General features: G+C 34.5%; 1 protein-coding gene. It reads left to right on the forward strand.

All coding sequences use genetic code 11. The features are described 5' to 3' along the window. Positions 1–275, forward strand: a 275-nt coding sequence (locus ACX6XY_RS30260) for an ATP-binding cassette domain-containing protein (protein ID WP_460337873.1), incomplete at both ends; no start/stop codon positions are given.

A 275-nucleotide genomic window follows, 5' to 3' on the forward strand; every position in this document is an offset into this window, starting at 1 on the left:
GGGCTACTTGGTCCTAATGGTGCGGGAAAAACAACTTTGTTAAATGCAATTTCAGGTCTACTTAAACCAACATCTGGAACAATAAACTTAGCAGAAAACAGCAAAATAGCCTATTTGCCGAGTGAAGATTTTTTACCTAATATGGTTATCTGCGACTATTTTCGAATTTATCACAGCTTTTTTCCGGATTTTGACCAAGAAAAAGCAAAACAAATGATCCGTTCGTTTGGAATCAACATAAAAGAAAATACCAAATATTTATCCAAAGGTAATGC

Source organism: Streptomyces sp. O3 (assembly GCF_054788135.1).